Origin of the sequence: Bartonella acomydis (genome assembly GCF_039543025.1) — a bacterium.
GTDB lineage: Bacteria > Pseudomonadota > Alphaproteobacteria > Rhizobiales > Rhizobiaceae > Bartonella > Bartonella acomydis.
The window spans coordinates 74,451-98,142 of sequence record NZ_BAABIY010000001.1 but is presented as its reverse complement, the minus strand read 5'-3'; the positions used below and the strand labels follow the sequence as shown (position 1 = coordinate 98,142).

Genomic DNA, 23,692 nt, shown 5'->3' with positions numbered 1-23,692 from the left:
GCGTGGTAAAAAAACGAGGCGTTGAAATTTCCTTACGCGCTTGTGGAAGAGATTGCTGCTGATCGCTTGGACGCAAAATCATCTGATCGACTATCAATGAAGCATCTCCTGAAACAGTAGCTTGATGACCATCATCAACAGGATAATGATAACTTGCCAGAGATAGTTTTACACTAGCTTGATTTTCTTGCGATGAAACAGTAAAAGGAGTGGGAATAGGTTGGTTTTGATCTACATTTCAGTGAGATCTACCTTTATGTAGTAGTTAATATATACTGCGGACAAATACCAAATTTTTTCTTTTCCATCATTACCCTTTTTCTGCCGCAAACTACACATATAGGCTCAACCATCGATAGCATTAGTTTTTTATTGGAATGGTTTGTTAAAGAAAAATGAGCATTTTCACTTTTATCCGTAATTAAATCAAATGCTTAAAAAAAAGAATGGGTAATTTCAGTATCAAAATCCGTGATTTTCAATGTATGGTTACCTTTTCCTTTCTCAATGATAAAGTAATTACCGTAGCTCTCTACGAAATTAGCTTTCAAACTGAAATGTATACTGCCTGAAAGCTGAGCAACATGAAGCAGAGAATAATATGGGCTAGCTTTTTTAAAATCATTAGAATCAGAAGTGAAAATAACACGCCCATTACCACTTAACTTCTGAATGAGAGGACTTGAACCATCAATTTTAGTAGCAATCAAGTGCAATTGAGACTCTTTTGCCTTTAAAATTTTGATTGCATCCACAAAAAGATTTTTTGAATATTTTTAAGATTCTAAACATTGATCTCAAAAATGAGATTGATTTCTAAATAGAGTAAAAAAATGTCTGCTTTTAAAAGTAAATAGCAATGTGAAATTCATGAAATTACAGCGTTTATAGAAATATCTTTCTATTTTCTGGAGCATAAAAAGATGTCTACATATAGAAACTCAGACATGCTCTTCATACCATAATCAATCGTTGTTTATTATAAAGAGCATAATAATACCGACTCGACACTGATCTGAAATTTTTATAATTATAGTAGTTCAATTTTGTAATTTGATTTGTTATACACTGAAAGGGACATTCTATTCATGTCTATAAACTCAGAAATACAAGGTATAAGCAAAAGAAATTCACCTCGTCGAATTTTGTTTGCAAGTCTTATTGGACCAACAATTGAATTCTTTGATTTTTATGTTTTTGCAACTGCTGCAGCCCTTATATTCCCTCATGTATTTTTTCCAACGCAAAATGACCAACTTGCCATTTTGCAATCTTTTCTGATCTTTGGAGCAGCTTTTTTTTCGCGCCCTTTTGGATCAATTGTTTTTGGACATTTTGGAGATAAAATTGGACGAAAAGCAACACTTATTGCCTCTCTTCTTACGATGGGTCTATCAACCGTTATCATTGGCTTTCTTCCCACCTATGAAACAGCTGGTTGGTGGGCACCTTTTTTCTTAACCCTATGCCGTATTGGACAAGGAATGGGATTAGGAGGAGAATGGGGGGGAGCCGTTTTGCTTGCAACAGAAAATGCTCCTCCAGAAAAGCGCGGATGGTACGCAATGTTCCCTCAATTGGGCGTTCCAATTGGTTTATTTTTATCTATTATAGTTTATTTAGCTATGTTGCACTTTCTTGATCACGATGAACTTTTAGCGTGGGGATGGCGCATTCCCTTTATTGCCTCAATCATTTTTATGATTATAGGATTGTGGGTTCGTCTTTCAATCAATGAAACAGTTCAGTTCAAAAAAACGCTTGAAAGTAGAGAGCGTGTCAAAGTTCCTATTATTGATGTCTTTTTAAAATGTCCACGAATCCTATTTCTTGGAATATTTTCTGGTATGGCAACATTTGTTTTATTTTATTTGGTCACGGCATATTTATTAAGTTATTCAACAAATCACCTGAAACTGCCATATAACCAGGCTCTTCAAGTAGAAGTGATCGGTGCTATTTTCTGTGGAATTTTTACCGTTATAACTGGAAAACTTGCTGATCATATTAAACGTAGAACTTTGATGATTTTGATCACGATAATTACCGGTATCTATTCTTTCGCAATTCCTTATTTTTTAAATTCTGGAATTGTAGGAGTCCTTGCCATGTCTATCATTGGTTTATCGATCATGGGAATGATCTATAGTCCTCTTGGTGCTGTTTTGGCTTCACCATATCCAACAGCAATCCGTTATACTGGCTCTTCTATAACGTTCAATTTGTCTGGTATCGTAGGCGCCTCTCTTGCGCCTTATATTGCAGAATATCTGGTGCAACATTTTGATACTTCTTATATCGGTTATTATTTGCTTCTTGCTTCTTTTATATCACTGATTTGCTTTGTGGGATTTACGGAAGATGAAATCTCTAACTAGAATGTGATAAAAAGGAATAAAAAGAGCGCTGGCGGCAAAAATGCCGCCAGTTTCATTTTCCAAGACATTGGTTGAGGTATACTCCACCACAATATTCCAGCAAACAGTGCACTCAAAAAAAAGAATAGAATATCCACGATATTGCTTATATAAGCAGCCGTGAATATTCGCGATAAAATATGCGTTGTACCCAACCATGAAATGCAAAAAAACGCTAACATCACTGCCCATAAAATAAGCAAAATTCGATCAATAATCATTCATCATTACCGTTTATTTTTTTGATTGTAAGCCATATTTTTACTGCTCCCCTAAAAAAGATCACGATGAAAACCCAAAAACTCTCAGCTAATCTTTCCGCGAAAAGAGTGTTGGAATTCATTATTCCTCTTAATCATATAAGAATCAAAATAACAGGTGCGACGTGCATCAAACCTGCTTTTCCCAACAGCGATCTTCAGTCTGCTGCCAATAAGTTAAATTATGATTCTCCATTTTATATTTTTTCCATTGTACCCGAGCAAAATTTAACTGTTCATCATTTTGTCCATCAAATATCACAACAAGCCGTTGATAAGCCTCAATATCTAAGCAAACTGCTCCCTCTATAAGAAAGCGTATCTTTGAATCATTCGGATTTTCCTGTCCTGTGGTAAGAAAGACAGGCTGCAAATTTGGATATTGATCACACGCCGTACCATGCCCAATAAATGCTTCATCAGAATAGATCCATAACCGCATGTCAATAGCATCGCATTGTTCTTTACTCACACATTGTATTATGACCTTACCAAAGCGGGCTAGTGCACGTTCTACCAACGTTGGCAAAATATCCCCCAGCGTTGATTGCGTCAAATGATAGAACAAAATATCCATCCTTTTAGTCCTCATCGCTCTTTAATAAAAAAATCAACATATTTGAGGAGAAGCTGCTATCATCTCCATTATAAAAGGAACTGGTTAAAAACATAACGTTTTTTCTTTTTCGACTGTATATATTAGCTGTTTTTTCATGTGTCTAAAGAGAGAAAAAACGAATCATTATTTCCCAAGTGCCTCAAAAAATTTATTAGTTCAGTTTTTTGCTTCTCTATAACCTATCGTTAAAAATAAAATATAATGTATAGCACAATGGGTTGAAATTATCTTATAATTCCACATTCTTTATTTGGTAAAAATGTGCAAAAGATATAAAATATTTTAAGTTTTGATTATATTTTTCAGTCAGGGCAGTGTAAAATAATTGCTTTCTAGATAAAGACATGAGGATGTTATCCTATTTATGCGTATTATTGAGTTCTACATCCTAAAACGTGTTCTTATCCTGTTTGGTGCTGTTATGATTGCAGCAATTAGTATCAGTTGGACAGTGCAAATCCTTGCACGAATAAATTTTCTTACAACAAGTAGACAAACTCTCCTAACAGTCTTGCAATTTTCTTTCTCATTAGTTCCTTCTGTTATTTTTCTTGTTATTCCATTTGCATTAGTAATTGCAATTACAAATACTCTTTCCGCAATGAATCAAGACTCAGAGCTTGCCATCATTAGCGTCTGTGGTTTTCCTAAAAGTACTGTGTGGAAACCAATTCTTCTTCTCGCTATTGTTGCATCATGTATCTCCTTTTCTATAGCCAATTTTGTTGTTCCACAAGCACGCCTTAATATGCGAAAAATGCTTGCAAGTGCCCATGTTGATCTTATTAATCTTTTTATTAGTGAAGGCAGTTTCCAAAAACTCGCCAATAATCTTTATATAGAAATTGGTGAACGCAATCCAAACGGAACCCTTGAGCGTCTCTTTATTGCCGACCAACGCGATCCTAAAAATGATCTTTTTTATTATGCAACAAACGCGTCAATCATTAGCAATAAAAGCGGTAGTTTTCTTGTCCTTAATAACGGTGAAATAGAAAGAATCAATCATCAAAATGACAGTGTTTCAATCGTTCAATTCAGTTCATATACCTTTAGCTTAGGTGAATTCATCCCCAATGATAAAACACCCACACTTTATCCAAAAGATCGGCCTCTTTCTTATTTATTAAGTCCTGATCCTAAAGATCCCTACTATCAGCGAAAACCACTCCAATATAAAGCTGAGTTTCACCGTAGACTTACAGAATGGCTCTATCCAGTTGTTTTCTCACTCATTGCATTAGCAGCAACAGGAAATACACGCCCATATCGACAAGCACGTAATTCTGCAAACTTTTTTGCTATTGCCTTCTCTTTGCTTGTCTATTGGATGGGATATTTTTTTACCGAAAAAGCAAAGAGTGATCTTGCATATGTTCCTCTTCTTTATATTACCCCCATAGGAATGAGTGCTCTGATTTTTTTCATGCTTTTGACAAACCATACAATTGGTATACCCATAAAACTTAACGAAACTCTTCAAATCGTTTTTCAAAAAGTGAGAAGCAAATTTGACCATCAAAAATCTCAATATCCCTCGGATGAAGTATTATGATTGGATGGACACTTGGACAATATTTCTTTACACGTTATCTTAAAATAACTTGTTATTTTTTTGGGGGAATATTTATTCTTGCTCTTTTGATCGATTTTACAGAAAATTCTGGTCGTTTATCCTACCTTTCTCATTATACTGCAAAAGATGCGTTTTTCATCTCCGTTTTACGCATTCCTTTCATCATGCAACAACTCATTCCCTTTATTACACTCTTCTCTGCAATGGTCATGCTGATCTCACTTAATCGAAAGTTTGAACTTGTTGTGACTCGCTCTATTGGTATTTCTGCATGGCAATTCCTTATGCCAGCCTGTTTTGGAGCTTTTCTTTTGGGATTATTTTCCATTTTTCTTATTAATCCTCTTGCCGCATGGGGATTCTCGCAAGCGGAAAAAATGATGACTGAGTGGCGTAGTGATAATGTGCTAACATCTCTTCATAACACACGTATCCCATGGTTAACACAACGCACCCTTTCAGGTAGAACAACCATTGGTGCTAAATCTATCACCGATCAAGGACTCTCTCTTATCGATGCAACCTTTGTACAATACAACGAGAATGCAACAGTTAAAAATTGGATTAATACAAAAAAAGCAACATTGATAAATGGCGCTTGGTTGTTAACAGATGGAACTATCTACAAAATAGGGCATCCTCCTGAACAATTTAGGACATTTCAAATAAAAACGAATCTAAAACCTGAATTTTTAACTGAACGTTTAGCAAATCCAGTAACTATCCCATTTTACCAATTACCCAAAAAAATTATGATTGTACGTTCATTAGGCTATTCTGCAAACAATTTTGATATGTATTTACAATCTTTGATTGCATTACCTGCATTACTTGTGGCAATGACTCTCATTGCAGCAACTGTTTCTTTAAACTTCACACGCTTTGGACAATCTGGAATGTTGATTCTTGGTGGTGTGCTCGCTGGATTCGTGCTTTATGTTATTTCTGTACTTGTTCAAGCTTTTGGTAACGCAGGGTATATTCCACCAATTATTGCAGCTTGGACACCTGTTGTTATTGCATTATTTTTAGGAATCTCTTTTTTACTGCATAAAGAGGATGGCTAAGTGAAAGCATTAATAAGTAAAAAAGTGATTTTGACACACTTAAGTGCCCTTATCTTGAAAAGTATTATGGGCTGTGTCTTAGGTATATCTTTCTCTTATTCTATAAATGCTAAAAGCCCTCCTCTTTTTGCTCAAAATCACATCCAAAACCTAGCAAGTCCTCTCTTGCTCTCTGCAGATGAACTCATTTACAATCGTGATGAAAACACTGTTTCTGCACAAGGCAATGTCCAAATCGAATATGATGGCAACAAAATTATCGCTCAAAAAGTCACTTACAATCAAAAAACAGGACGAATCATAGCACAAGGAAATGTTGAAGTTATTCAAAAAGATGGTAACAAAATTTATTCTAACCAAATTGATATGACTCAAGACTTCGGCGAAGGCTTCGTAAATGCCTTACGCGTTGATACCGCCAACAACATTCATTTTGCAGCAACAAGTGCTACACGCCGCAACAGTCAGATAACAGTCCTTGATAATGCCACTTACACAGCCTGTGAACCTTGCTCTTATAAACCAGATAGAGAAGTTGTATGGAAAATTAAGGCAAGAAAGATCATATGGAATAGCGTTACTAAAAAAATTCGATTTGAAAATAGCCACTTTGAACTTTTTGGTATACCGATTCTACACTTTCCAACTTTTGAACTTAATGATCCAACGGTGAAACGTGCAAGCGGTTTCCTTGTTCCTCGCTTTTTTTATAGCGATTATCTCGGTATGGGTATAAAAAATTCTTACTTTTGGAATCTTGCACCTCATTATGATCTTACACTTTCTTCGACCCTCTATACCCAACAAGGGCTTTTAACCGAAGCTGAATGGCGTCAACGTTTTAAAACAGGCAATTATAACATTCGCTTTGCACATATCTATCAAATGAAGCCGCAAAACTTTGACAATGATACAATTGATGCACAACATAAAAACCGTTATATGCTCGCAACAAAAGGGGATTTTCGTATTAATTCACACTGGACTTATGGATGGGATATTTTTTCACAGTCTGACCGACATTTTAGTCGTGCTTATAAACTCGAAAACTATAACAATCCTACGCAACTTTCTCAACTTTATTTGAATGGTCTGGCTGGGAAAAACTACTTCGATATGCGTTTTTACCATTTTAAAGTTCAAAATTTAATCTTGAATGATCCCCATGAACGTCATTCTCGGCAAGCTTGGGTTCTCCCACACATTGATTATTTTTTTACACCAGCTGAACCAATTTATCATGGAGAACTCACCTTTCATAGCAATATGCAATCAATTTATCGTCGTCATACTGATTTTAGCTCTACGAGCTGGAAAGGGAACCCTCTCAACATTGCTAGGATTTCTGGTATTGCAGGAAATAGTTTGCGTTTAACAAATGAGTTAGAATGGAAAAGGCGTCTCTATATGCGCGGTGGGCTGGTACTAACCCCTCTTCTTTCTTTACGTGCTGATATCATTTCAGCAAATATACACGAAAACAATACTGTTCATATTACAAATGACTTCTCATCCGCTCTTCGTAGTTCAACAGTTCGTGGCATGGCAACTGCTGGCTTAGAATTACGCTATCCCTTCCTTATTACGTTAAAAAATTCTACACATATTATAGAACCAACCGCACAAATTTTTATCCGCAATAATGAACGCTATATAGGGCAAATCCCTAATGAAGATGCGCAAAGCTTCATATTTGATGCAACCACTCTTTTTCAACGTGATAAATTCTCTGGTTATGATCGTGTAGAAGGTGGGACAAGAGCCAACATAGGCTTAAGATATTCTGGAAATTTCAACAACAATTGGTCTTTTTATGGCCTTTTTGGACAATCCTTTCATCTTGCAGGAAAAAACTCCTTTGCAGAAAAGGATTTTGTTAATGTAGGCATTCATTCCAGTTTAGAGGCAACACGTTCAGACTATGTAGTAATGTTTGGTGCAAATAATAAAAACGGTTTTTCCTTAGAAACACGTGGACGTTTTGATAAAAAAACAGGAAAAATCCACCGCAGCGAAATTGAAGTAGCACAGAAATGGAAAAATTTTTGGGGAGCCGTGCAATATGCTTACATCGCAAATCAACCAGATTATGAACTTCCACAAAAACGCCAAGAAATTTCTTTTCAAACGGGTATTAAACTGGCTAACTATTGGTCTGTTAACAGCAATGCTGGTTATGATTTAGTATCTGGTACATTCATAAAACGAGGAATCAGTTTGGACTATACAGATGAATGTTTTGGACTAACATTTGGTTATCAACAAATAACTGACCCAGGGAAAAAAACACCTCTACAAAACTTTAATTTTTCTCTTTCATTGCGTACAATTACAGACATTGGAAAAAAGATAAACTAAAGTTTATAAAGAGAATGTATAGGCTATTTAACTTATCATTGTTTTTATGAAAAAAAACGTATATTTTAAAGAATTGATGAAAATTAATAAACGATGTGAAGGCCTACTTACATGAATAAATTGAAAAAGCGTATTCTTGCTTTATTTTGTATTGCACCCTTGAGTGTGAACAATTTACTGGTAAGTGAATTTTTTATTTCACCGGTCTTCGCACAAACGAGCATTGTTGTCACTGTCAATGGTAATCCTATTACAAATTACGATATTCAAAGGCGTGTAGCTTTTCTCAAATTGCAACAAAAACAGGGAAATCTCACTTCGCAAGCTAAAAATGAGCTTATCAATGAAGTTCTCAAAAATATTGAAATTAAACGCCGAAATATTGAAGTGAGCAATGATGAGGTTGATAAAGCTTTTGAAAATTTTGCAATGCAAAATAATATGGCTATTGATCAACTTAATCAGATTCTGATTCAAAATGATATCACAATACAGCACTTTAAGGATTACATCCGTGGACAAATGGGATGGGGGCGTCTTGTTAATGCACGTTATCAAGCTGAAACAGGTGTGATTAGCGAACAAGAAGCTGTTCGCAGAATATTAAAAAATGGTGGTGTAAAACCTTCAACAAATGAATACACATTACAGAGAATTATTTTTGTTATTCCTCCACATCGCCGTGCAGAAATTCTTGAAAGACGCCAGAGAGAAGCCAACAACTTCCGCACACATTTCCATGGATGTGCGAATGCCCACAATCAGGCAAGAGGCATCTTAGATGTTACGATTCGTCACTTGGGAAAATTTCTTGAGCCCCAGCTTCCTAGTGCGTGGGAACAAGCTATTCTTGCAACGCCTGCTGGGAAAATGACTCACTTTCAGGAAACCTCTGATGGGATTGAGGCAGTGGCTGTCTGCAAAATAAAAAGAGTTTCTGATGATTACGTGGCACGGCTCATATTTTCTCTTCAAGATAGTAAACAAAAAAGCTCGCAGAAACTTGAAAAATTAAGTGAAAAATATTTAGAAGAGTTGCGTCGAGTAGCTCGTATTCAAAACTCATAATGGCTGCACTTGTTGTTAGTGGCGGTGATCCTGCCGGAATTGGCCCTGAAATAGCTCTAAAAGCGTGGAATTTACGTGTTAAGTGTCGAGTTCCGCCTTTTGTTTTACTTGCTGATCCAGATATCCTTCGTTCACGTGCTCGTTTTTTGAAAATAGATGTTGAGGTAGAAGCTGTTTTAACAAATAATAATCCGGTAAAAAATTTTCACGTCGCTCTTCCTGTCATACCATTAAAAAATCAACAAAGTGATCAGCGAGGTTACCCTTCTCCAAACAATGCTGCTGGAATCATTGAGGCTATTGAGCGCGGTGTTCAATTGATTCAAAGTGGACATGCCTGCGCACTGGTTACTTGTCCTATTGCCAAAAAAAGTCTTTACGAAGCTGGATTTCAATTTCCAGGTCATACAGAATTTTTAGCTGATTTGGCCAATAAAATCTCTCATAAATATTACCATCCGGTTATGATGTTATCAGGGCCTCGATTAAAAACTGTACCGATTACTGTGCATGTACCACTTAAAGAAGTTCCTTTACATCTCACCCGTCATTTAATCATTCAAACGGCACTTATTACTGAACATGACTTAAGAGCGCGATTTAAAATCACTTCACCTCGTCTTGCTGTTGCTGGACTTAATCCTCATGCTGGAGAAGGAGGAGCAATAGGGAACGAAGATACTGAAATTATTACTTCTGCTATTGAACATCTTAAAAAGAAGGGACTTAATATTGTTGGTCCATTACCTGCCGATACAATGTTTCATGAGGAGGCTAGAAAAACATATGATGTTGCTCTTTGTATGTACCATGATCAAGCCCTTATTCCCGTTAAAACATTAGACTTTAACACTACTGTTAATGTCACATTAGGATTGCCTTTTATTCGTACTTCTCCAGATCACGGAACTGCTTTTGATATTGCTGAGAAAGGGATAGCTTCTCCGGAAAGTTTTATTGCTGCTCTTAAACTGGCAAATCAACTTGCAGAAAATAGTTTGATATCATGCCAATAGATAATTTACCTCCTCTGCGTGAGGTCATTGATATATATGGATTGCTAGCTCATAAATCTTTGGGACAAAATTTTCTTTTTGATCTTAATTTAACATCCAAAATTGCTCGTCAAGCAGGAAATCTAGAAGGAAAACCGGTTATTGAAGTGGGACCAGGTCCTGGAGGTTTGACACGTGCTTTGCTTGCAAAGGGTGCCATAGTAACAGCCATAGAACGTGATGCGCGTTGTATACCAGCTCTCTTAGAAATAGAAAAACACTATCCACAAAAACTAAAAGTTATTTATAATGATGCGCTAAAGCAAAATTTCTCAAAACTCTTTGAAACATCTCCAGAAAAACCACGCATTATTGCAAATCTTCCCTATAATATTGGAACACAACTCTTACTAAATTGGCTGTTGGTTGAACCATGGCCCCCTTTTTATGAATCAATGACATTGATGTTTCAACACGAAGTTGCCAAACGTATCACTGCTAAACCTCAATCTGCTCACTATGGACGTCTTAGTGTTTTAACTGGCTGGCGTACCATTGCTAAAATTGCTTTTGATGTACCTCCTCAAGCCTTTACGCCCACTCCCAAAATAACTTCTTCTCTTGTTCATATCATACCGCGAATGCAACCTCTCAATTGCTCTGCACAAAAATTAAGCTTTGTTACAAAAATCGCCTTTGGACAAAGACGAAAAATGCTTCGTCAAAATTTTAAAACTCTTGGAGGTGAAATGCTTTTAGAAAAATCAGGAATCGACGCAACACGTCGTGCTGAAACACTTTCAATTGCTGAATTTGTGACTTTAGCGAATTTGATAATCTAAAAAGTATCATTTTTTTTTAAATAATAAAAAAATATTAAGCAATCTTTTCAGCAATAAGTCCATCAATAAAAGTTTCAAGAAAAACACATCTCTCACGTTTTACTGTTTCGGCTAAATAAATCGATTTAATCAGTGATATGGACTGATTTAAATCCTCATTAATGACTATATAATCGTAAGAACGCCAATGCTGCATTTCCGTTCGCGCATTTTTCAATCGTAAATCGATAATATCCTGGCTATCTTCTGCTCGACGATGTAAACGCGAAATAAGTTCTTTCATTGATGGTGGAAGAATAAAAACAGATACAGTATCGTCTGGCATCTTTTTTTGTAGCTGCTCGGTACCTTGATAATCAATATCAAACAACATGTCTTGCCCAGTTTTTAACACATTTTCAACGCTTTCGCGTAAAGTTCCGTAATAATTTCCATGGACCTCTGCCCATTCAATAAACTCATCTCCATCACGCTTGCGTTCAAACTCTTTCTTTGAAAGAAAATGATAATGAAGACCATCCACTTCACTAGCACGTTTTTTCCGTGTTGTTGCACTTATGGAGAGTTCTAATTGTCCATCTTTCAAAAGTAATCGAGAAAGGGTTGTTTTACCAGCTCCTGAAGGCGAAGAAAGAATAAATAAAAAACCACGACGTCGATTTCTTTTTTTTATACTCAATTCATCTTCAAAGGCTGTCATCATACTGTTCTACTTTTTTCAAAACTTTAATAATAGGTTTTCTATAACTCCAAAAATCAATGTGTTGCTTTAAATGCACGCCATTTACGTACATTCATATTATGTTCCTCTAAAGTTTTAGAAAAAACATGCCCTCCAGAACCATCAGCGACAAAATAGAGTACGTCACTACTTGGTGAATGCGCCACTGCTTTCAAAGAATCACGTCCTGGATTTGCAATAGCTGTTGGTGGCAACCCATTAATTTTATAAGTATTATAGGGTGTTTCTTTCTCAAGATCTGAACGGTAAATCGCGCGACCGGGTGGCATTCCTTTTCCACCAAAAAGACCATAAATCACCGTTGGATCAGATTGAAGACGCATCCGTTTTGCAAGACGATTATAAAACACCGCAGCAACTTGCGGTCTTTCTGCTGCAATTCCTGTTTCTTTTTCGACAATTGATGCCAATATAACAAATTCATCAATTGATTTTATTGGCAAATCAGGCGAGCGCGTAGCCCATATAGCATGAATTAATTTTGTTTGCCCTTCACGCAGTCTGTTTATAATTTCTTTACGCGTTGTCCCCCGAATAAAACGAACAGTGTCCGTCATTAAACTGCCTTCTGGAGGCAAAACTTCTGGGAGATCCCCGATTAAAATTTCGTTAGCAGCTAATCGATCAAAAACTTGTTGAACCGTCAAACCTTCTGGCACCGTGAATGTATATTCAATAGATTTTCCTTTCACAAGAATATCCATAATATCACGCATCGAAGCATGGGCTGGAATTAAATATTCACCAGCTTTGAGATGTGTTGTTTTTTGGTGATAACCAACGCCATAAACAAAAATGTCAGATGATAGAATGAAACCACGTTTTTCAAGAAGTGACGCAATTTCACGAATTCCTGTTCTAGGATAGATAAGAACAACTTGCTCCTCTTCAGTCCTCCCCTTTGCTTCAAAAATAGTTTTGCCAATATAAAGAGGAATGCTTATGGCTAAAATAATAACCACAATCAGCATCAGAAAAAAATGGCCAAGAATAACAAACGGGTTACGTACGATAAACGATTTCTTTCGTTTCTTATGTGCTAACATAGCATTATTATCTACTCTATTATACGAAGAGGAATTCTTTAAGTCCTTTAGTGATCTTCCATTTTTCACATCAGACACAACTATCACCCTCAACAAGTTTTAAGTATTACAATTATAATCTTCCCGCTTAAATTTTTATAATTTTATAATAAAATAGAGAACACAGAAAAAACAAATAATTTCTTATCCTCCAAAGCGCCGCATGACTAAAGACGCATTCGTCCCACCAAATCCAAAAGAATTGGAAAGAATCGTATCAATTTTTCGTTCACGCGGTTTATGTGGGACAAGATCAATTTTTGTTTCAATTGATGGATTATCAAGATTAAGGGTGGCGGGAGCAATATTATCTCGTATAGCTAAAACGCAAAAAATAGCCTCAGCTGCACCAGCTGCACCAAGTAAATGTCCTATAGATGACTTTGTTGATGACATGGATACCTGTGGCGCATAATGCCCTAAAACGCGCTCAACAGCTCCCAACTCTATAACATCAGCCATCGTTGAAGTGCCATGAGCATTAATATAATCAAGTTCACTTATATTCACTTGTGCACGCTTAAGAGCAGCCATCATGCTACGCTGTGCACCTTCACCACTCTCTGAAGGAGCAGTAATGTGGTAAGCATCTCCAGATAAACCATAGCCAATAATCTCAGCATAAATGTGAGCACCGCGTTTTTTTGCATGTTCAAGCTCTTCTAAAATGACAACTGCTGCTCCCTCACCCATCACAAAACCATCACGATCAGCATCATAAGGACGTGACGCACGTTCAGGATCATCATTACGACAAGTAGAAAGCGCTCTACAAGCAGAAAAACCAGCAAGAGATATTCGGTTTATTGGAGACTCTGTCCCCCCAGCCACCATAACATTTGCATCCCCCAATACAATTAAACGCGCTGCATCACCAATAGCATGCGCCCCTGTGGAACAAGCCGTTACAACTGAATGATTGGGACCGCGCAAACCATACTTAATAGACACATAGCCAGAAGCAAGATTAATCAAACGTCCTGGAATAAAAAAAGGAGAAACACGGCGTGGACCTTTATCGCGAAGTGTATAACCAGCCTCAACAATACCTTCAATGCCACCAATCCCTGAACCAATTAATACACCTGTATTAACCTGTTCTTCATCACTGTTGGGAAACCACTCAGCATCTGTAAGTGCTTGACCAGCAGCAGCCATTGCGTAAACAATAAATGCATCAACCTTACGCTGCTCCTTGGGATCCATATACATATCAGCATTATATGTACCATCTGTTCCATCTCCCAATGGAATACGAGCAGCGATCTGGCATGGCAGATCTGAAACATCAAATTCAGTAATGCGTCGAACACCACTTTCCCCCTCAAGAAGGCGTTTCCAACTATATTCAACATCACCAGCCAATGGAGATACTAATCCTAAACCAGTAATAACAACACGTCTCATAACTTTTCAACCTTGGATTGAGATTTCCCTCTCAAAGCTCTCTTCTTAGAAATAGCCTCCCAAAAATAAAAGCAAAAGCGTAAAATGCTTTTGCTTTTCAGTTTCATGCAGAAGCTTTATCAATAAACTTTACTGCATCACCTACTGTAAAAATCGTTTCAGCGGCTTCATCTGGGATTTCTACACCAAACTCTTCTTCAAAAGCCATAACAAGCTCAACCGTATCAAGGCTATCTGCTCCTAGATCATCGATAAAGCTTGCGTTTTCCACGACCTTATCTGCATTCACTCCAAGATGCTCCACGATAATTTTCTTAACGCGCTCTACTGTATCACTCATGTTGAAATCCTCGAATTTATTTTCCTATAATTTGGTTAGTTATATCGGATCATCTAATCAAGTAATAGATGCATTGCTCTAAAGATTTTAGCAGCGATTTAAAACATCCTGTGGATATCCCCTACAAAATGAAACAATCTGATAGTCTGACATTCCGATATAAATTGATTAACCCACAATTTTTAAAGAAATAGACACATCCGCCTATTTCATTCGTTACTATCTAAAATAATACGACTTATAAATCAATGTGCAATAAAGCAAATACTCAGATCATTGCCATCCCGCCATTGATATGTAAGGTTTGCCCCGTCACATATGCCGCTTCATCACTCGCTAAATAAATAGCAGCAAAAGCTATTTCTTCTCCATTCCCCATGCGTTTCATTGGAATCGCTGCCATAATAGCTTCTTTTTGTTTTTCATTAAGTTTGTCGGTCATGGCAGATTGAATAAATCCTGGAGCAATACAATTAACAGTGATGTTTCGTGAAACAATTTCTTGCGCTAATGCTTTAGAAAAGCCTATTAAGCCAGCTTTTGCGGCACAATAATTTGTTTGTCCAGGATTTCCAACAACACCAACAACAGATGTTATGTTAATAACTCTTCCATAACGACGACGCATCATAAAATGTGTTAATTCACGTGTCAGAATAGAAGCAGCTGTGAGATTGATTGCTAAAACATCATCCCAGTCTTTATCTTGCATGCGTACAAAAAGGCCATCTCGGGTGATCCCTGCATTGTTAACCAAGATATCAACACCACCCATTTCTTTTTCTGCCGTTTCAGCCAATTGCTTAATAGAGTGGCGATTAGAAAGATCAGCAGGAAAGACAAAAACATCTTGTCCTAAATCTGTAGCGACTTCTTTCAACTTATCTTTACGCGTTCCATGAAGCCCAACAATTGCTCCCCGTGCATGAAAGCAACGTGCAATTGCCTCACCGATTCCTCCCGATGCTCCCGTTATAAGAGCTTTACGACCTGTTAATTTAAACATTTTTTAGACTCCTTGATAGATTAAACACCAAGCACTTGTAGTGCTGCTTCTATTTCTTCAACGGTTCCAATTGTTAATCCTTTTATATCCTTGTTAATACGACGCGTTAAACCTGTTAACACTTTTCCAGAACCAACTTCAAACAGTGTATCAACCCCATGAACACCAATCCATTCTATCGTTTCACGCCAGCGTACTCTCCCTGTTACTTGTTGAACAAGAAGCATAATAATACGCTCTGGATCAGTTTCTGCAGCAACAGAAACATTGGCAACTAAAGGAACAAGAGGAGCCTTTTTATTAACAGTCAAAAGTGCTTTCTTCATGGCATCCGCAGCAGGCTGCATTAAAGTCGAATGAAAAGGTGCGGAAACCGGAAGAAGAACTGCACGTTTAGCACCTTTTTTTGAGGCAATCTCTACCGCTGTCTCAATCGCCTTTGTTTTACCTGAAATAACAATTTGCCCTCCTCCATTATCGTTAGCAATCTGGCATATCCCTTCTCGAGAAACTGCTTGGCAAATTTCTTCTACATCTTGCTCGCTCAAACCAATAAGTGCTGCCATAGATCCTTCCCCAACAGCAACAGCAGCTTGCATAGCATTTCCACGAATGCGCAAAAGTCTTGCTGTATCAGTAAGACTAAATGTACCAGCGGCGCAAAGAGCCGAATATTCTCCTAAAGAATGGCCGGCAACAAATTTTATTTTTTTTTCTATATCAAACCCCAATTGTTGCATTACACGAATAACAGCCATAGATACAGCCATTAATGCTGGTTGCGCATTTGCTGTTAGTGTCAAAATATCTGCTGGCCCTTCAAAAATAATATTTGATAATTTCTCACCTAAAGCATCATCAACTTCTTCAAAAACTATACGTGCTGCAACAAATTGCTCTTTAAGCGCTTTGCCCATACCAACAAGCTGACTTCCCTGTCCTGGAAAAATAAAAGCTGTTGTCATCCATCGACTCCTAAACATTGTGCCATTAAATTATTTTCTTTTGATCTTATTCATCCATGCAAATCAAGATGAAGTGCCTTATTTAAAATGGATATTTCTTTTAACGTTATATTTTAATGGTGGAATTTGGTATAAAAACTTAGGGAAATAAGGTGCCATAAACTGAATAACGCCCCAACTTATAAAAGTTCCTAAAATGGTACCAGAGACAACATCAAGAGGATAATGTACACCAACGAAAATACGTCCCCAACAGATCAAACATAAAAACACCACCGCAACTCTAGAAGAAATTTTGTATCGATAAAAATAAAGAGTTGCTGTATAGGATGCAATAGTCAAGGCATGATTACTTGGAAAAGAAGCCGTTGCACGATGTTGAATGAGTGAAGTTGTTAATCCTACAACAAACGGGCGAGGATGAAAATAAGTGAGCGAAATGAGATAACCTATAAAAAGAGCAATACAAATGCTGATACAAATGCTTAATGCGACGTGTCGTTCTATATTCCCCCCACAAAACCACAATGCACAAAGATGTAATGGAACAATATAAATCAAAAACTTTGCGCAAAAAATACTAAACAACACTAAAACTGACCAAGATTGATGATTACCAGCAAGTATTCCCAATAGTGCAACGTCAATCCGGTTAAAAAAATCCATCCTTCTTTCCTCCATGTTTATAGCTTTATAGCGTTATCCCTTTATAAAAGTGATATGAACAATATCAAGATTTCATAATTCAATTTTTTTATGTACATAAACTTGCTATTTTTAAAGATAAGCTGTAAATGTCAAACGTTTGTTACCGACATTTTAGCTGGAGATTGAACGGAGGACTGGAAATTAACCAGTAGAGAACGCGATGTTTTCGGCCTCCTGTGTCTTCACTCTCGAATGTCTCGAATTGTAAACGCGTCCTTTCTTCTTTGGTTCTCCCAAAAAGACAAGTCGCAGGGGCTTTGCGCTAAAATCGGTAAAGTTTAATTGAAGAAAGGCAAAACAGTGGCTCTTTATGAACATATATTCCTTGCCCGACAGGATATTGCTCCACAGCAAATCGATGAACTTTTGAATCTTTACAAAAGTGTCATTGAAGCGCACGGTGGAAAAGTTGGGCGTGTAGAAAATTTAGGTCTTCGTCCCCTTGCATATCGTATTCGCAAAAACCGTAAGGCTTATTATGTGTTGGTTAATATTGATGCGCCAGCCGCAGCAATTGCTGAAGTTGAACGTCAGATGCGTATCAATGAAGATATTTTGCGTTACATGACCATTCGTGTGGAAAAACACGAAACAGAAAAATCTGTCATGCTCTCACGTCTTGATCGTAATGCTCACATTGGTCAAGATGAAGAGCGTGCTCGCTCCCCGCGTCGTCAACGTGAAGATGCCATAGAAGGAGTAGAATGATGAATGATATGAATCAAGCTGCAACACGTCGTCCTTTTCACCGTCGCCGTAAAACATGTCCGTTTTCAGGTACAAATGCTCCTAAAATTGATTATAAAGATGTCAAATTATTGCAGCGTTATATTTCAGAACGTGGGAAAATTGTTCCTTCACGAATCACAGCTGTTAGTCAAAAAAAGCAGCGTGAATTGGCTAAAGCCATTAAACGTGCTCGTTTTCTAGGTTTGCTTCCATATGTTATAAGGTAAGCTCTTTGTGAACTCTGCTGCTGGGGGAATTCCCCAGTCGCTTTCCCTATGATTTAGCCATATAGCTGATTATAGATTGTATTAAGATATAAATACCAAAAGCAAAAGTTGGGGTGTTATAATGCCTCTAACTGCAGAAGGCAGGACAGCGATAAATGGAAAATTTTCATCTTTATAAAATAATGACCGGTGTTTTAGCAGGGTTATTTGCTGTTGTGATAGGAATGGCAATTATCAGCATCGCAAATATTGCGTCTATTGTGTCATATCTTTCTCTTCTTCTTGGTTGCTTTCTTTCATTGCCAATTTTCATTGTTGCATTCGGTCAAGGAACATTCGCTAGCCTCGTTGCTCTCATAATTGCTACTGTTGTTCTTATCATCACCACCGATATCTATATTGCCTTTGGTTTTATGCTGTTATTTTTTCTTCCTGCTGTGTATGCCTCTTGGCTTCTTGGGCTTGCACGATCAACACAAAAAGAAAATACATTGATATGGTATCCCTTATCATCCGTTATTTTTCATTTAACCAATTTTATCGCTCTTATAGCAACCTTTATCGGATTCTATGTTCAAACTCGTCCGTCCACACCTCTCATTGCAAAAAAAATTACTGCAGACATAACGCAAGCTATGCAACAATCGCAATCAATAAAGGAAACTGATATACACGCTTTTAATGAGTTTTTAATGACACATGCAGCAACTTTAACTGCTATGGCTCTTACTATTTATAGTTTGATTTTTCTCATTGGTAATCTTTATTTTTCGATGATAACAGCACAACATATGAAATGGCTGAAAAGACCCCGTGACGATTGGAGCCAAACTCTACGCCTTCCGATCTCTGGAATCTTTATTTTTCTTCTTGTTTGCATAGCATCGATGATTGATTTTAACGCTGCTGCTAATTTGAGCACACGTGTCTTTAGCTCTGCATATACTGTGATCATATCAATCAGTGGTCTTGCATATCTCCATAATATCACAAAAGGGATCAACGGTCGAATTATTATTCTCTCTCTAGTTTACATTGCTATTTTAACCATCGTTTTTGCTCCACCTATTTCTTTCATGATGCTTTTAATGGGTATTTGGGCAGCTATTCAATACAACTTTCAATCACACAAAAAACTTCATTAAATTTATCTGTTCGAAAGGAAAAACTATGGATATTATTCTACTTGAGCGCATTCCTCGTCTTGGTCAGATGGGTGATATTGTCTCAGTGAAAGATGGTTATGCACGTAACTTTCTTTTACCTCAAGGAAAAGCTTTACGCGCCAATGAAGCTAATAAAAAACATTTTGAAATACAGCGTGCGCAACTTGAAGCACGCAATCTTGAACGTAAAAGCGAAGCACAGAAAGTTGCTGAAAAACTTGATGGTACGTCATTTATTGCCGTCCGATCAGCGGGTGAAACAGGGCAGCTTTACGGATCTGTATCAACGCGTGATATTTCTGAAATTATAACAAGTGAAGGTTTTTCTATTGAACGCAATCAGGTTGAACTTAACCATCCAATAAAAACCATCGGCCTGCATACCATCACTCTTAGTCTGCATCCTGAAGTTCAAATTTCTGTGATCATTAATGTTGCGCGTTCAGCGAGTGAAGCACAACGCCAAGCAGAAGGTGAAAATTTAACCTCTCCTGAAGCAACATGTGATATTCAAGAAGAGACTGATAAAGAAAAACTGGAAGAATTATTAGCGCAAGAAGATAATGAGAATGATACAAACAGTAATGAATAAAGAAGTTTAATTATTTTTCTGATTTGTATTATTTTCCCATCGTTTAATAAATTGATATATTATAAAAACACTCAACCTAAAAAGTTGAGTGTTTTATTGTCTTAGCATCAAGAAGTTTGTTTCTGATCGGCGAAAGTGTTTCGTATATCGAGTAAAAACGTAACATATTAAAAACTATGAGCATAGTAAGAAAAAATAGGTATTTTATTAAAATAAAAACAAAAAACTACTTTCTCTCTCCTCTTTAAAAGAGGAAAATTCGCACATAGCAATAAACCAATTATATACTATTATTAAAATAGAAAAAAATTATTCTCATAGTAATATTAAAATTTTGAAATTATATTATGTTAAAATATTCAGAACATAGTATTGTACTTTATTTACAATATCAAAAGTGCAATTTGGAAAATTTATATATTCTCTAAAATTCCCGTACTATGAAAATAAAATATAAAGGAATAGACTACATATAAAAAACGCATAAATGATGAAACAGAAATTGAAGATGTGACTCTAATTTAAAAGGAAGATTAAGTTTCCTATCTCTTTGAGGTGTAATGTTCAATTGATTGCCTAAAATAGAGAAATATGAAATTGTAGTGGGAAAAAACTTTTATGGAAAAAACAAGCATCATCAGTTTCGGTTCTTCAGAAAAAGAAGACTCCTCTTCTTTTCAACAACTTCCACATAATATTGAAGCTGAACAAGCATTGCTTGGTGCACTTCTCATCAATAATGATGCGCATGATCGCGTTTCCGATTTCCTAAAACCCGAACATTTTTTTGAAGCACTGCATCAAAAAATTTACGATGTTTTATCTCAGCTTATTAAAAAAGGAAAAATTGCAAATCCAGTTACCATAAAGTCCTTTATTCCTGCGGATGAAAAAATTGGCGATATCACCGTATATAATTACGTTGTTCGTTTAGCAAAAGAAGCAGTAACAATTATTAATACAGAAGATTATGGACGCGTTATTTATGATCTTTTTATCCGCCGTTCCTTAATTAATCTTGGAACTCAAGTTGTTAATACAGCCTTTGATGCTCCTTTAGAGCTTACGCCATCTCAACAAATTGAAACTGTTGAACATCAGTTGTTTGAATTGGCAGAAAAGGGAAAGTATGGGGGAGGATTTGAAAATTTCAATGAAGCTATCAAAAAAGCTGTTGATATGGCAAGTGCTGCCAAACAACGTTCTTCACACTTATCAGGGATAGCTACCCATATTAAAACGCTTGATGAAAAGATGGGCGGGTTACAAGCATCTGACTTAATTATCCTTGCTGGACGCCCTGGTATGGGAAAAACATCACTGGCTACCAATATTGCCTTTAACATTGCTAATGCCTGTAATCGTGAGAGCAAAACACAAGAAAATGAAGGAGGCATTGTTGGATTTTTTTCATTAGAAATGTCATCAGAACAACTTGCAACCCGTATTATTTCCGAACAAACAGAAATCTCTTCTTCCGACATCCGACGGGGGAATATTTCCGAAGAGCAATTTACAAAAATCATCCGTGCCATGAATTACCTACAAAAAGCACCGCTTTATATTGATCAAACTGGAGGGATATCAATCGGGCAACTGGCTGCTCGTGCGCGACGTCTTAAGCGACAACATGGTTTGGATGTCTTGTTTATTGACTATATTCAACTCATGACAAGCAATTCAAAGCGTTCCTCAGAAAATCGTGTTCAAGAAATTACAGAAATTACTACAGGATTAAAAGCATTAGCAAAAGAACTGAATATTCCTATTATCGCTCTTTCACAACTTTCACGTCAAGTGGAAAATAGAACAGATAAACGACCACAACTCTCAGATTTACGTGAATCTGGGTCGATTGAACAAGATGCAGATATCGTTCTTTTTGTCTATCGTGAAGAATATTATTTCAAAAATGAGGAACCTAAATTAGGCACTCCTGAACATACAAAATGGCAAGATGAAATGGATAAAATTATGGGGAAGGCTGATGTTATTGTGGCTAAACAACGCCATGGCCCCACAGGAACTGTTCCTCTTGCTTTTCAGTCTGATTACACACGCTTTAGTGATCTGGCAGATAGCAATTATCTTCCAGAACAAATTGGTTGAGATATCATGGCACGCACTCGTGTTCAATTTATCTGCCAAAATTGTGGAACCATTCATTCACGTTGGGCTGGGAAATGTGGCTCTTGTGGTGAATGGAACTCTCTGATTGAAGAAAATATACATAGTGGTATCGGCACTGGTCCAGTACAAAATGTTCGCAAAGGACGTATAATTCCTCTTACATCCCTTTCCGGAGATCTTCAAGATGCTCCACGTATCCATTCTGGCATTACTGAACTTGATCGCGTCACCGGTGGAGGCTTTGTCCGTGGATCTGCACTCCTTGTTGGTGGCGATCCTGGTATTGGTAAATCAACATTGCTCACACAAACAGCTGCTGCTTTATCGCGAAAAGGATATAATGTCATCTATGTTTCAGGAGAAGAAGCTCTTGCACAAATCTGTCTGCGTGCACAAAGGCTTGGAGCTGCCAATACAGAGGTTAAACTCGCCGCGGAAACAAATGTTGAGGATATTCTTGCAACCTTAAGTGAACATAAAAATCTCGATATGGTTATTATCGATTCCATTCAAACCCTATGGTCAGATGCTGCGGATTCAGCACCTGGAACCGTCACACAAGTGCGTATCGGAGCTCAAGCCATGATCCGCTTTGCAAAAAAAACAGGAGCAGCTGTTGTCCTTGTTGGCCACGTGACAAAAGATGGACAAATTGCGGGGCCTCGGGTTGTCGAACATATGGTTGATGGTGTTCTCTATTTTGAAGGTGAAGGTGGACACCATTATCGAATCCTGCGAACTGTGAAAAACCGTTTTGGACCAACGCACGAAATCGGTGTTTTTGAAATGTCTGATAAAGGATTGCAAGAAGTCAACAATCCATCTGAATTATTTTTGGGTGAACGTAATGAAAAAGCACCAGGATCTGCTGTTTTCGCAGGAATGGAAGGAACACGTCCGATATTGGTGGAAATTCAAGCGCTTGTTGCCCCCTCTTCTCTTGGGACACCACGACGCGCTGTTGTGGGATGGGATGGAAACCGTCTTTCAATGATTCTTGCTGTTTTAGAAGCCCATTGTGGTATCCGCTTTGGACAACATGATGTCTATCTTAATGTTGCGGGCGGATATCGCATATCAGAACCAGCGGCTGATTTAGCCGTTGCTGCCGCTTTGGTATCTTCTCTTACAAATATTCCTCTCCCAACGAATTTCGTCTATTTTGGTGAAATCAGCCTTTCAGGTGCTACACGCACTGTTGCACATTCAGCACAACGTATCAATGAAGCAAAAAAACTCGGCTTTCAGGGAGCTGTTCACCCCACAATAACAAGCAAAACAACGAAATTACTCAATTTTCAACAAAAAACATTCTCCGATCTTCCTGAGCTGGTTGCCGCCCTTACCGCAAGTAAAAAATCTGTCGCCTCATACACGTAATAATATAGAAAAA

23 protein-coding genes are annotated in these 23,692 nt (G+C 37.3%); 13 read left to right on the top strand and 10 right to left on the bottom strand.

Annotated features, from left to right (window positions below; all coding sequences use genetic code 11):
• Window positions 1–434 precede the first annotated feature (434 nt).
• Window positions 435–710 carry a hypothetical protein gene (locus ABD909_RS00445; RefSeq protein ID WP_345095972.1) on the bottom strand — a complete coding sequence of 92 codons (276 nt, stop codon included), beginning with the start codon at window positions 708–710 and terminating at the stop codon, window positions 435–437.
• 378 nt (window positions 711–1,088) lie between these two features.
• On the opposite strand from ABD909_RS00445, the gene ABD909_RS00440 reads away from it, so the two are divergent.
• Complete coding sequence (locus ABD909_RS00440) at window positions 1,089–2,378, top strand: MFS transporter (RefSeq protein ID WP_345095971.1); 1,290 nt, start codon at window positions 1,089–1,091, stop codon at window positions 2,376–2,378.
• On the opposite strand, the gene ABD909_RS00435 is transcribed toward ABD909_RS00440, so the two are convergent.
• Together ABD909_RS00435 and ABD909_RS00430 are read right to left on the bottom strand one after the other, a co-directional pair.
• Window positions 2,375–2,638, bottom strand: a complete 264-nt coding sequence (locus ABD909_RS00435) for a hypothetical protein (protein ID WP_345095970.1) — start codon at window positions 2,636–2,638, stop codon at window positions 2,375–2,377. The genes ABD909_RS00440 and ABD909_RS00435 overlap by 4 nt on opposite strands.
• A gap of 169 nt (window positions 2,639–2,807) precedes the next feature.
• The gene (locus ABD909_RS00430) at window positions 2,808–3,254 is read right to left on the bottom strand and encodes a DNA polymerase III subunit chi (RefSeq protein WP_345095969.1); all 447 of its coding nucleotides are present in this window, start codon (window positions 3,252–3,254) and stop codon (window positions 2,808–2,810) included.
• A gap of 406 nt (window positions 3,255–3,660) precedes the next feature.
• Here ABD909_RS00430 and lptF point away from each other — a divergent pair, with 406 nt between their 5' ends.
• From lptF to rsmA, 6 genes are all read left to right on the top strand, one after another.
• Window positions 3,661–4,851, top strand: coding sequence for an LPS export ABC transporter permease LptF (gene lptF / locus ABD909_RS00425; protein ID WP_345095968.1), 1,191 nt, complete (start codon window positions 3,661–3,663; stop codon window positions 4,849–4,851).
• A complete protein-coding gene (lptG, locus tag ABD909_RS00420) occupies window positions 4,848–5,939 on the top strand; it encodes an LPS export ABC transporter permease LptG (protein ID WP_345095967.1) in 1,092 nt (363 codons plus the stop codon). The genes lptF and lptG overlap by 4 nt, the downstream gene beginning before the upstream one ends.
• Complete coding sequence (locus ABD909_RS00415) at window positions 5,940–8,297, top strand: LPS-assembly protein LptD (protein ID WP_345095966.1); 2,358 nt, start codon at window positions 5,940–5,942, stop codon at window positions 8,295–8,297. It abuts the gene before it with no gap.
• A 111-nt stretch (window positions 8,298–8,408) separates the two neighbouring features.
• Window positions 8,409–9,365 (top strand): SurA N-terminal domain-containing protein, encoded by a 957-nt coding sequence (locus ABD909_RS00410; protein WP_345095965.1) that lies wholly within the window; start codon window positions 8,409–8,411, stop codon window positions 9,363–9,365.
• Entirely contained in the window at window positions 9,365–10,381 is a 1,017-nt protein-coding gene (pdxA, locus tag ABD909_RS00405) for a 4-hydroxythreonine-4-phosphate dehydrogenase PdxA (RefSeq protein ID WP_345095964.1), read from the top strand. Before ABD909_RS00410 ends, pdxA begins: the two co-directional genes overlap by 1 nt.
• Entirely contained in the window at window positions 10,372–11,202 is an 831-nt protein-coding gene (gene rsmA, locus ABD909_RS00400; protein ID WP_345095963.1) for a 16S rRNA (adenine(1518)-N(6)/adenine(1519)-N(6))-dimethyltransferase RsmA, read from the top strand. The genes pdxA and rsmA overlap by 10 nt, the downstream gene beginning before the upstream one ends.
• 34 nt (window positions 11,203–11,236) lie before the next feature.
• On the opposite strand, the gene gmk is transcribed toward rsmA, so the two are convergent.
• From gmk to ABD909_RS00365, 7 genes are all read right to left on the bottom strand, one after another.
• Window positions 11,237–11,905 carry a guanylate kinase gene (gmk, locus tag ABD909_RS00395; RefSeq protein ID WP_345095962.1) on the bottom strand — a complete coding sequence of 223 codons (669 nt, stop codon included), beginning with the start codon at window positions 11,903–11,905 and terminating at the stop codon, window positions 11,237–11,239.
• Window positions 11,906–11,958: 53 nt separating this feature from the next.
• On the bottom strand, window positions 11,959–13,068 hold the full coding sequence (mltG, locus tag ABD909_RS00390) for an endolytic transglycosylase MltG (RefSeq protein WP_345095961.1): 1,110 nt from the start codon (window positions 13,066–13,068) through the stop codon (window positions 11,959–11,961).
• A 105-nt stretch (window positions 13,069–13,173) separates the two neighbouring features.
• Complete coding sequence (fabF, locus tag ABD909_RS00385) at window positions 13,174–14,436, bottom strand: beta-ketoacyl-ACP synthase II (RefSeq protein WP_345095960.1); 1,263 nt, start codon at window positions 14,434–14,436, stop codon at window positions 13,174–13,176.
• A 103-nt stretch (window positions 14,437–14,539) separates the two neighbouring features.
• A complete protein-coding gene (locus tag ABD909_RS00380; RefSeq protein WP_004860281.1) occupies window positions 14,540–14,776 on the bottom strand; it encodes an acyl carrier protein in 237 nt (78 codons plus the stop codon).
• Between the two features lie 268 nt (window positions 14,777–15,044).
• On the bottom strand, window positions 15,045–15,782 hold the full coding sequence (gene fabG, locus ABD909_RS00375; RefSeq protein WP_345095959.1) for a 3-oxoacyl-[acyl-carrier-protein] reductase: 738 nt from the start codon (window positions 15,780–15,782) through the stop codon (window positions 15,045–15,047).
• Window positions 15,783–15,802: 20 nt separating this feature from the next.
• Window positions 15,803–16,747 carry an ACP S-malonyltransferase gene (gene fabD / locus ABD909_RS00370; RefSeq protein ID WP_345095958.1) on the bottom strand — a complete coding sequence of 315 codons (945 nt, stop codon included), beginning with the start codon at window positions 16,745–16,747 and terminating at the stop codon, window positions 15,803–15,805.
• A gap of 78 nt (window positions 16,748–16,825) precedes the next feature.
• Complete coding sequence (locus tag ABD909_RS00365; protein ID WP_345095957.1) at window positions 16,826–17,413, bottom strand: undecaprenyl-diphosphatase; 588 nt, start codon at window positions 17,411–17,413, stop codon at window positions 16,826–16,828.
• A gap of 342 nt (window positions 17,414–17,755) precedes the next feature.
• Between ABD909_RS00365 and rpsF the strand changes: the two genes are divergently transcribed.
• The 6 genes from rpsF (at window position 17,756) to radA (ending at window position 23,679) form a co-directional block, all read left to right on the top strand.
• A complete protein-coding gene (gene rpsF, locus ABD909_RS00360) occupies window positions 17,756–18,163 on the top strand; it encodes a 30S ribosomal protein S6 (protein WP_345095956.1) in 408 nt (135 codons plus the stop codon).
• Complete coding sequence (gene rpsR / locus ABD909_RS00355) at window positions 18,163–18,411, top strand: 30S ribosomal protein S18 (RefSeq protein ID WP_345095978.1); 249 nt, start codon at window positions 18,163–18,165, stop codon at window positions 18,409–18,411. The genes rpsF and rpsR overlap by 1 nt, the downstream gene beginning before the upstream one ends.
• Before the next feature lie 155 nt (window positions 18,412–18,566).
• Window positions 18,567–19,556, top strand: coding sequence for a hypothetical protein (locus ABD909_RS00350; RefSeq protein WP_345095955.1), 990 nt, complete (start codon window positions 18,567–18,569; stop codon window positions 19,554–19,556).
• Between the two features lie 25 nt (window positions 19,557–19,581).
• Complete coding sequence (rplI, locus tag ABD909_RS00345) at window positions 19,582–20,169, top strand: 50S ribosomal protein L9 (protein WP_345095954.1); 588 nt, start codon at window positions 19,582–19,584, stop codon at window positions 20,167–20,169.
• A gap of 618 nt (window positions 20,170–20,787) precedes the next feature.
• Window positions 20,788–22,278 (top strand): replicative DNA helicase, encoded by a 1,491-nt coding sequence (locus ABD909_RS00340; protein ID WP_345095953.1) that lies wholly within the window; start codon window positions 20,788–20,790, stop codon window positions 22,276–22,278.
• Between the two features lie 6 nt (window positions 22,279–22,284).
• The gene (gene radA / locus ABD909_RS00335; RefSeq protein ID WP_345095952.1) at window positions 22,285–23,679 is read left to right on the top strand and encodes a DNA repair protein RadA; all 1,395 of its coding nucleotides are present in this window, start codon (window positions 22,285–22,287) and stop codon (window positions 23,677–23,679) included.
• The last annotated feature ends 13 nt before the right edge of the window (window positions 23,680–23,692 follow it).